We start from the raw sequence: 6,031 nt of genomic DNA on the forward strand, positions 1-6,031 counted from the left end.
CAGAATTACATAGTTTTATGCAAATATGTATTACTCAAAATCACCCACATTCTTTACTGTCACTGTTTTCACAGTAATTGGTTCAGTCTTTGGAACACTTTGCCCCTTAATAGCTTTTACAGCAGCAGCAACGGCAGAACGACCAAGTTCCTTTGGCTGCTGAGCAATTGTTCCAGCCATTGTGCCGGCCTTAATAGCTTTCATACCGTCAGCAGTGCCATCGAAACCGACTACTCTAATTTCTTTACCAGCTTTAGCTCCTAATGCTTGAATGGCACCTAATGCCATCTCGTCATTTTCGGCGTAAATGCCGGTTGCATTCGGGTGCGATTGCAACAAATTAGTAGCCACATTTAATGCTTCAGCACGGTCAAAGTTAGCAGTTTGTTCTGCTACAACTTTAATATTTGAATATTTCTTAATACGATCTTTGAATCCTTTGCCACGGTCGCGAGTAGAAGCCGCTCCAGGAATACCTTGCAAAACCAAAACTTCACCCTTTTCGCCCATACTATTAGCTAGCGTGTCAGCAGCCTGAGCACCACCAGCAACGTTATCGGAAGCAATATGCGAAGTAACTTTTTCACCAGTTACAGAACGGTCAACAGAAATCACAGGCAAGTTCGCGCTTAGCAACGGGGCAACTGCAGGACCAGCAGCATCAGAATCTACAGGGTTAATAATAACAGCTTTTGCACCTTGTGATTGAGCATTCTGCGCTTGATCCTGCTGCTTTGCAGAATCATTCTGAGCGTCGGAAACTTGCAAATCAACACCAAGTTTCTTTGCTTCAGCTTGGGCACCATCACGCAAATCCACAAAGAACGGATTGTTCAAAGTAGAAACTAACAATGCGACTTTATCGCCACCATTAGTACTACCACATGCACTCATGCTGACAATAAGTGCAGATGCTGCTGCAACCGCGCAAGCAATCTTTACGCCTCGACGCATAATTGGATAATTCATCATATCTCCTTTGATTATTGCCCTGTGCTACCGCAAGTTTTAGTTCGATAAATCCACAATGTTGCAGTGACATAAGGCTGATGTTTCACCATCTCTTTACCTTATTGTTACGTAGTTTTGAGTTATAAAGTTCAGTTATAATATTCCAAATCGTCTCAATTCTTGCTGAAAATATTGATTACTCGCCACTTACGAATCAACATTTGCAAGATTCACCTCCTTCCTACGAGAAGATCAAGTTTATAAAAAGTATTAATTTGCTGTCAGTGCGTATCTTCCTTGCGGCGCAAAGTGTCAAGGCTCACAGCAAAGGCAATAACCAAACCAATAACTACTTGCTGCCAGAAGGAGGAAACATTCAAAATATTCAAGCCATTACGAATTACAGCCAGCAAAATTGCTCCTACGAAAGTGCCAGAAATCTTACCTTTACCGCCCGAAAGCGAAGCACCACCGATAACAACAGAAGCAATAGCATCCATTTCATAGCCAGCGGCAGCCTGAGGCTGAGCGGAATGTAAACGACCGGCAATAACTAAACCAGCGATGGCAGCGAAAATACCGGAAAAAACAAACACCATAATTTGCGTTTTATGAATATTGATACCAGAAAGGCGAGAAGCCTCCATATTTCCACCAACAGCATACATAGAACGACCAGTAGTGGTGAAGTTCAGTATTACTGCAGCAATAACACCCATGATAATCATCATCACAATTGGCATTGGAATACCTAATATCTTGGCACCAAAGAAATTCACCATGCCAGAAGTGGAAATAGGACGACCGTCTGAAACAACAAGGGTAAGTCCACGCGCAACAGACATCATTGCCAATGTAGCAATAAACGACGGTAACTTAAGAAAAGCGTTTGCAACACCTGAAATAAGACCAAAAAGCGCACCGGTTACTATGCCTACAACAACAGTTAACACTGGTGGCAAACCCATAGAAACGCCTGTATACGCAACCAACATACTAGAAATTGCAGCCACCGCACCTACTGACAAATCAATACCAGCGGACACGATAACAAAGGTTTGACCGAATGCCAAAATAGCAACTGTCGCAGCTTGAATACCCACATTGAGAATATTCACACTTGTCAAAAATGCTGGCGTGGCGCACGAAAGCGCAGCACACAAGATAATCAAGCCGATAAGAGCGCCATTGCGTGATGCAAACTTTTTCGCTGCAGGCAAAAATCCTTTATCAACTGCACCGTATCCCAAATGCTCAGATTTTGCACTACTCGTAGCAGCCATAATTTATACTCCTTTAACAAATTTTGCTATAACTCACTGCACTGCTGTGTGCAATAAATTGTTGTATGCAAGTTTTACGTTTGATTGGTAACTTTAATTTTTAAGATTTCAATATGGCTCATGTATCAGTTTCATATTGAAAGCAGTAAGGTTTTACTCATTCCTGTATGCTCAAATACCAGATGTATTAAGGTGAGTCACTGCAAGTTCCATCACACTTTCCTGCGTAGCCTCGCTTGCAGCTAATTCACCGCTGATTCTGCCGTTCGACATCACCAATACGCGATCTGACATGCCAAGCACTTCAGGCAAATCTGAGGATGCCATCAGCACAGCACCTCCATTTTCTACGATACTGTTAATCAACTCGTAAATTTCTACACGAGCACCAACATCAACACCACGAGTAGGCTCATCCAGCAATAGCACTTTCACGTTCGCCATAGACCATTTGCCGAACACGATTTTTTGTTGATTACCGCCAGATAGCGAACCAGCGAGTTGATCAATGTTTGCCATACGAATACGCAATTTTTTTGCAGTTTCTTCCTCGCGAGTACGCTGCCCTTTCAAATCCGCAAATCCTGCATGTGCTGTAGGAACTAATGTAGAAATTCCCAAATTTTCTGCAACAGATGCTTCAAGAATCAACCCTTGTACTCGACGATCTTCTGGGACTAAACCAAGACCAGCTGCGATGCTTCCTGCAATATTCGCTTTTGCAATAGATTTACCATCAACAGTTATTGAACCTGAATCATAACTATCTGCACCAAATATTGCACGAAGAACTTCGGTACGACCAGCACCTACCAAACCTGCAAGACCCACAACTTCGCCAGCATGAACGCTGAAGGATACATTTTCTAACGTACCTTTTCGCGTTAAGCCTTCTACTTTTAGCAGCTCTTTGCCTTGACTACGTTTGCCATGAGGGAATTGATTTGTAATATCACGACCTACCATGAGTTTTACAAGTTCCTTCTCAGGAACTTGCGCATCAACAGTATCGACATATTTGCCATCGCGAAGTACGGTTACAACATCACCAATACGCGCAATTTCATCTAAATGATGAGAAATAAACACCATTCCAACATTTTTGGATTTTAAATCTTCCATAATGTTAAATAACTGTTCACATTCTGGTTTTGTTAGAGCAGCTGTTGGTTCATCAAGAATAAGGATAGATGCATGCTGCATAAGTGCTTTGGCTATTTCTACCATCTGTTGACGAGCTACACCAAGTTGTCCCATTGGCTTATTGACATCTTCATCTAAACCGATAACTTGCAATGCAGATTCCGCACGAGCACGCATCGTCGCGCGACTAACAAAACCAGCTTTCGTAGGAAGCATACCAAGGAACAAATTTTCCATAATAGAAAGTTCTGGCACCAAATTTAACTCTTGGTGAATCACAGCAATGCCCAATTTGCGAGCAGTATCCACATTAGGAATTCGCGCTGTTTCACCATTGATCTCAATATGACCTTTATCTGGCTGATAAATGCCGCTCATCATCTTAATAACTGTTGACTTGCCCGCACCATTTTCACCAAGGAGAACATGCACTTCACCTGGTTTTACTGTTACAGACACATTGTCAACTACCGTAGAATTACCGAATATTTTCGATACTCCTACTAGCGATAGTTCCGTCATGTCTTACCTCTTTCTTCGCTACAGCACCACTGCTGCCACGAAAATGCAATAAATTACGCTACATTACGCTTGTACTTTGGATGAGAATTATGCCGCAATGTGCATGCAAAAACGTAACAACAACGGTACGCTCAGGTGATTGCTGCACACGCTTACAAAGTCACGGTACAAAAATCAATAACAATAGTGTCAAGCTATAGAATAACAGCCTTACAGCTACGCATTTCCTAACGATTCACGCGGAATATACATAGTTTCTACTCGCTGCGATTGAACATCAACATTATGTTCTAACATATCCAAAAAAAGTGCAGCACTAGTACGACCAATGCGCTGAACTTGTTGCGAAATAGTAGAAATACGCGGCGTTGCTAAGCGGAATATTTCAACATCATCAAACGAGATAAGTGAAATGTCACTGCCTATCACTAATCCTTCACGAGCCATTACATCCATCACTCGCAGCGCATCTGGCGAATAACCGACAATAAGTGCTTTTACACCAACGCTAATCATGCGATGCAACACGCTAGCGCATGAGGATTGTTCAAATCCCGTAGATTCTACAAATACATGTTCTTCGCCAAATATCTCCGAAGCCACTGTACGAAATACTTGTTCACGTTCTTGCAGTGACGGTGAAGCGATAATTGGACCCGACACGTAGCCAACTGAGCAAAAACCATGTTGTTTAACATCCAATAATGCTTCACGAATACCTTGCTCTGGATCCGAATCCACAACTGGCACATGCGTCAAATCGCCAGTCCGAGACTCCACATGTCGATCCATAAACATAAGTGGAAGATGCTGCTCCATCAACATTCTCATAGCATCAGTTTCCTCACCTTGAGGCACAATAATCGCACCATCAATGCGTTGAGAAAGAATACTTGTAATGAATGAATCTTGACGAGCTGCACTCTCAGAAGATGTTCCAATAAACGCACAATAGCCGGCATCAAACAACGAGTCTTGCACAGTATACGCAAGCTCAGCAAAATACGCATTGCGTATATCTGGCACAAGTAGCCCCACTGTCTTAGTACGAGATGACCGCATCGCCTGAGCGCGAGAATCTGGTATATAACCTAGTTCCGCAACTGCACGCTCAACTTTCGCCTTAGTGTTTGCCGATATACGACCCGTATTATTCAATGCGCGAGAAACAGTTGATACTGATATACCAGCACGTTGCGCAACATCGCGAATCGTAATGTACGACATGACACCTCCAGCTCATCTCTTATGCTCAACCAGTGTTAACAATTTTGCACTGTTATCGATATGTTTTGATTTTAGCTTGTACTCCATGTTTTATACTACGTTTTTCTATATACTCCTCTCGTTGGAGAAAAACAGCACTATGCAACCATGCATAAGAGCCTCTGTGCAATCTTATTCTCAATGAGCAGCTTCATCAGCGCTGAATAGAATCCGCAATTGAGATAACGTTCCCACAATTGTCGGTTTCTTCAACTTACCTCATGCGGTAACGTTACCGCAACTATAACATTTTGCTAGAATGAACACAAGGGGAACACGCTAAAAATTACTTTTCATGCACTGCGTTATCTTGAATTAAACGCAACATTAAAAAATAATGCAACACTTATCTAACGTTGATGCGCAAAAAAGTTTCGCAAGGGTTGAGCACACTCAGATTCGCATACTGAACCAATGACTTCCGGACGTGAGCCAACATGAGGATCTCGCAAAATATCCCATACAGAACCACACGCACCAAGTTTGGCATCCCACGCCCCGAAAATCACGCGTTTAAGGCGCGTTTGCAGCACAGCTCCAGCACACATAGGGCAAGGTTCAAGAGTTACTACCAGAGTACAGTCAGATAGATTCCAAGATTTACGCGAGGTAGCAGCATCTTTCATAGCAAGCACTTCAGCATGAGCCAAAGGATCAGCGCTCTGCTCTCGCATATTTGCGCCTTTGCCAATAATATTACCGCTACCATCAAGCACAACTGCTCCAACTGGGACTTCGCCTGCAGAAGCAGACTCTCGAGCCAAATTCAAGGCTTGATTCATTGCAAATACTATCTCATCGCGCATATTCATGAAATCACTTTACAAATTAATTTACAGATTAAGAACTGTCTCTTATACACATCT

5 protein-coding genes are annotated in these 6,031 nt (G+C 42.6%); all 5 read right to left on the reverse strand.

Annotated elements, in window-relative coordinates:
* Positions 1-30: 30 nt before the first annotated feature.
* Positions 31-972: a D-ribose ABC transporter substrate-binding protein gene (locus A5295_RS05340; RefSeq protein WP_064622041.1), complete on the reverse strand. Its 942-nt coding sequence runs from the start codon at positions 970-972 to the stop codon at positions 31-33.
* A 260-nt stretch (positions 973-1,232) separates the two neighbouring features.
* A complete protein-coding gene (locus A5295_RS05345) occupies positions 1,233-2,234 on the reverse strand; it encodes an ABC transporter permease (RefSeq protein ID WP_004109423.1) in 1,002 nt (333 codons plus the stop codon).
* Positions 2,235-2,405: 171 nt separating this feature from the next.
* A complete protein-coding gene (locus A5295_RS05350; protein ID WP_033888531.1) occupies positions 2,406-3,899 on the reverse strand; it encodes a sugar ABC transporter ATP-binding protein in 1,494 nt (497 codons plus the stop codon).
* Positions 3,900-4,115: 216 nt separating this feature from the next.
* On the reverse strand, positions 4,116-5,126 hold the full coding sequence (locus tag A5295_RS05355; RefSeq protein ID WP_004109425.1) for a LacI family DNA-binding transcriptional regulator: 1,011 nt from the start codon (positions 5,124-5,126) through the stop codon (positions 4,116-4,118).
* A gap of 389 nt (positions 5,127-5,515) precedes the next feature.
* A complete protein-coding gene (locus tag A5295_RS05360; protein WP_064622043.1) occupies positions 5,516-5,977 on the reverse strand; it encodes a nucleoside deaminase in 462 nt (153 codons plus the stop codon).
* Positions 5,978-6,031 lie beyond the last annotated feature (54 nt).

It is taken from the genome of Gardnerella sp. 26-12, assembly GCF_001660745.1.
Classification (GTDB): Bacteria; Actinomycetota; Actinomycetes; order Actinomycetales; family Bifidobacteriaceae; genus Bifidobacterium; species Bifidobacterium swidsinskii.

Bases quoted from the DNA above. Each gene is read 5' to 3' on its own strand.
- A5295_RS05355 (WP_004109425.1), bottom strand. From the start codon at position 5,126: ATGTCGTACATTACGATTCGCGATGTTGCGCAACGTGCTGGTATATCA.
- A5295_RS05350 (WP_033888531.1), bottom strand. From the start codon at position 3,899: ATGACGGAACTATCGCTAGTAGGAGTATCGAAAATATTCGGTAATTCT.
- A5295_RS05340 (WP_064622041.1), bottom strand. From the start codon at position 972: ATGATGAATTATCCAATTATGCGTCGAGGCGTAAAGATTGCTTGCGCG.
- A5295_RS05360 (WP_064622043.1), bottom strand. From the start codon at position 5,977: ATGAATATGCGCGATGAGATAGTATTTGCAATGAATCAAGCCTTGAAT.
- A5295_RS05345 (WP_004109423.1), bottom strand. From the start codon at position 2,234: ATGGCTGCTACGAGTAGTGCAAAATCTGAGCATTTGGGATACGGTGCA.